Origin of the sequence: Saccharomonospora iraqiensis subsp. iraqiensis (genome assembly GCF_000430445.1) — a bacterium.
In the GTDB taxonomy this organism is placed as follows: Bacteria; Actinomycetota; Actinomycetes; order Mycobacteriales; family Pseudonocardiaceae; genus Saccharomonospora; species Saccharomonospora iraqiensis.
On record NZ_KE387080.1, the window covers coordinates 4,559 to 8,062 of the forward strand.

At 72.1% G+C, this 3,504-nt stretch carries 5 protein-coding genes; all 5 read right to left on the minus strand.

The features are described from left to right. Positions 1-36: 36 nt before the first annotated feature. The 5 genes from ACTIR_RS0109040 to ACTIR_RS0109060 all read right to left on the minus strand — a co-directional run bounded on the left by ACTIR_RS0109040 (position 37) and on the right by ACTIR_RS0109060 (position 3,197). A complete protein-coding gene (locus ACTIR_RS0109040) occupies positions 37-927 on the minus strand; it encodes a DUF3159 domain-containing protein (protein WP_026454020.1) in 891 nt (296 codons plus the stop codon). Between the two features lie 12 nt (positions 928-939). Beyond that, complete coding sequence (locus ACTIR_RS0109045) at positions 940-1,320, minus strand: OB-fold nucleic acid binding domain-containing protein (RefSeq protein WP_007025467.1); 381 nt, start codon at positions 1,318-1,320, stop codon at positions 940-942. 194 nt (positions 1,321-1,514) lie between these two features. Then, positions 1,515-2,285, minus strand: a complete 771-nt coding sequence (locus ACTIR_RS0109050) for a DUF3710 domain-containing protein (RefSeq protein ID WP_026454021.1) — start codon at positions 2,283-2,285, stop codon at positions 1,515-1,517. Continuing rightward, on the minus strand, positions 2,286-2,750 hold the full coding sequence (gene dut, locus ACTIR_RS0109055) for a dUTP diphosphatase (RefSeq protein ID WP_199285587.1): 465 nt from the start codon (positions 2,748-2,750) through the stop codon (positions 2,286-2,288). Between the two features lie 138 nt (positions 2,751-2,888). Beyond that, a complete protein-coding gene (locus ACTIR_RS0109060; protein WP_007025470.1) occupies positions 2,889-3,197 on the minus strand; it encodes a DUF4193 domain-containing protein in 309 nt (102 codons plus the stop codon). Between the last annotated feature and the right edge of the window lie 307 nt (positions 3,198-3,504).

Consider the following 3,504-nt stretch of genomic DNA (forward strand, 5'->3'; position numbering starts at 1 on the left):
CTCCCCCGGGGGCCGCCGGGCCCCGGTTCCCGCCGGTCAGGCGCCCCGGGCGGGCGCCTCGCCGTACTTGGCCCGCAGCCGCGCCTCGATCTCGGCGTCGGTCTCCTCGGCCGTGTGCAGGACCTCCGCGAGCCGTTTGTCCGAGCGGCGCACCGCCCACACCACGACCAGCAGCGCCAGCCCGTACAGCGGATACCCCATCGCGATCTTGGCGAAGGCCAGCCAGCCGGTGTAGTCCTCGGCGTAGAGCCACTGCTGCACGACGAACCGTGCCGCGAACACCGCGGCCAGGGCGAGGGTGGCCACGTCGTAGCCGAACCGGGAGGGCTTGTCGCGGCGCCAGGCCATCCCCGTGCCGTTGAGGTAGTTCCACACCACCCCGGCCAGCGGCCAGCGCACCACCACCGACAGCACCAGCACACCGAAGTACACCGCGCTCGCCCAGATGCCGAACAGGAAGAACCCCTTCGCCGATCCGGTGCGGTAGGCGAGGAACGCGGCGATGGCCACGCCGAAGAACCCGGAGATCGCGGGTTGGACCGGCTCCCGGCGCACCACCCGCAGCACGGTGATCGCCACCGCGCTGCCGAGCGCCGTCCAGATCGCCGGCATCAGCCCGAGAACGGCGTTGGCGAGCACGAAGACGACGATCGGCACCGAGGAGTAGACGAGCCCGGACACGCCGCCCATCTGTTCCAGCAGCGTCGGCTCCGGGGTGTTCTCCCCGTCCGGGTCCGGCGCCGTGGACGACTCCCCGTCCGGGTCCGGTCCGCCGGCCCGCCGGTCGACGCCGTCACCGCTGCCACCACCGTCGCCGCTGGCACCACCGTCGTCCCGGACACCCCCACCCCGGTCGCGCGCGGCCGGATCCGTGCCGTCGTCGGACGTCGGGGAACGCACGCCGTCGTCGCGGGGGTGCTCAGTCACGCCGGGCCACTCTCACTGGGTCGGTTGCAACAGTTCGTAGTACGGGTTGTACAGCACCTTGTGCCCGTCGCGCTCGGCCATCCTGCCCCGCACCTTGATCGTGCGGCCGGGTTCGATACCCGGGATGCGGCGCCGACCGAGCCAGACCAGCGTGACGTCGTCGGTACCGTCGAACAACTCCGCCTCCAGCGTAGCCGCGGCGCTACCGGGGCACAGGTCGACGCTGCGCAACCTGCCCAGCACCGTGGCTTCCTCCCCGCAGTGGCAGTCGCACGCTCTCCGCGCACCGACCGCCTCGGACTCCTGCGAGAGATCGTCGGCGTCCAGTTCGGCGACGTCACTGGTCAGTTTCCGCACCAGCCGACTGAAGTAGCCGCCGTCTTTGGCGACCATAGGCGCCTGCTCCTATGTTTCCCGGGGCCCCCCGACGGACGGCCCGTGCGTGTTTCAGCGTAACCCTGTCCGGGCAAGGGAATCCCGGACCGCGTCCGGATCGCAACGTGATGTCCGCTATCCCACGTGCCCGGGACGGCGACCTCCGGCCGGACACCCCGGACCGGAGGGAACGCCGCGGTCCGGGGTGTCCGTCAGGCCCGCTGCTGGTTCTGCTGTCCCTGCTGCTGGTTCTGTTGTCCCTGCTGCTGCCGGGCCTGTCCCGCGACGTGCGCGGCGACCGCCTCCGGCAGTGTGATCGACAACGGTGTGCGGACCGGCATGGGGTCCTCACCCCGGTCGACGACCGTGCCCCGGACGATGCTCCGGAGCACCTCGGGGGCGGTCGCCGCCTCCGACTGCGGACCGGCGATCACCCCGCGCAGCATCCACCGGGGCCCGTCGACCCCGACGAACCGCAGGGCCACGTCGTTGACCACCGCGGAGAGCTCCATCCCCCACTCGCCCCGGCCGAGGGTCACCCGGGCGCCGTCCGAGCGGAGCTGGTCGGCCAGCTCCTGGCTCACCTCGCGCCACAGGCCACCCGAGCGCGGGGCCGCGTAGGCGGTCACCGTGACCTGGCCGTACCCGGTCACCACGTGGACCGCGCGCACCGTCTGGCTCGCCTGGTCCATCTCGACCTGGACCTGCGAGCCGTCCGGCACCGGGAGCCGGATCGAACCGAGGTCCATCCGGGCGAGGCCGTCGTCGGGCGCCTCGGAGACGTCGTACGGGCCGTCGGGACGCCCGCCCGAGGCGTCGTCCTCCCCGGTGTCCCCGACCACGTTCCCGGCGTCCGTCCCGCCGTCCGGGTCCGCACCGGCGTCGTCGGTGCCCTCGGCCCCGGACGGGGCCGGGCCCTCGTCGCCGCGGTCGACCTCGCCCCCGGCCGGTCCCTTCCTGCGCCTGCGTCCGAAAATGCCCACCTAGCTCTCCGTTCCGAGCGTGGCGTGCCCACCGGTCGACCCGTAGCCGCCCACTCCGCGTTCCGTCGTCTCCAACCGATCGACCTCGACGAACTCGGCGTGTTCCACCTTCTGCACGACCAGCTGCGCGATGCGGTCACCCCGGCGCAGCTCGACCGGTTCCGCCGGGTCGAGATTGATCACACAGACCCGGATCTCCCCCCGGTAACCCGCGTCGATGGTGCCAGGGCTGTTCACGATCGACAGCCCCGTCCGCGCCGCCAGCCCGGACCGGGGATGGACGAACCCGGCGTAGCCGTCCGGGACGGCCACCGCGACCCCGGTCCCCACGACGGCCCGCTCCCCCGGGGCGAGCCGCACGTCCGAGGTCGTCACCAGGTCGGCGCCCGCGTCACCGGGACGCGCGTAGGAGGGGGCCACGACGTCGGGGTCGAGGCGGGACATCCGGATCCGCACACTGGACACGGCACGGGACACTACCCCGGACACGAAAACGGGTGGCCGGGTCGTCCCCGGCCACCCGGTCGCGTCCGGGGACCCCCTCCGGTGCCCACGCCGCCCCGTTCCGTGGTGGACCGCACCCGTCCGCGACGGCCGGTCGGTTCAGGCGCAGTCCCGGCAGATGAGATTGCCACCGGACTCCTCGGCGAGGCGGCTGCGGTGGTGCACGAGAAAGCACTTCGAGCACGTGAACTCGTCGGCCTGCTTCGGCACGACCTTCACCGTGAGGTCCTCACCCGACAGTCCGGACAGGTCCGCCCCGGGGAGTTCGAAGTTCTCCCCACTGGCCTCGTCGTCGACGTCCACGACGCCGGACTGCGTCTCGTTGCGCCGCGCCTTCAGCTCCTCCAACGAGTCCTCGGCCAACTCGTCGGCTTCGCTGCGACGCGGAGCGTCGTAGTCGGTCGCCATTGTCCTTCACCCCTGCGATCAGCTTCGGTACCAGGTCTCACGGAACACCGGGCCGCGCCCGGACATTCCTCGTGCCGCTGGACAACGTTCCAGCGTCGGTGTTTGTGCCCGGAATCCGGCGTGAGGGAGGTCTCCATCGACACTCCGTCGTCACCCCTGAGCCCGGAGAGAGTAGCCCACCGCCTACCCCGACTCGAAGCTGGTCACGCAACCCCTAAAATACGTCACCCGACAGGGTTAAATCGCGGCGAGAGCGGGAGCCGACGCGGCCGCCCGGCCGCAGGCACCACCCGCGCCCGCCGCACGG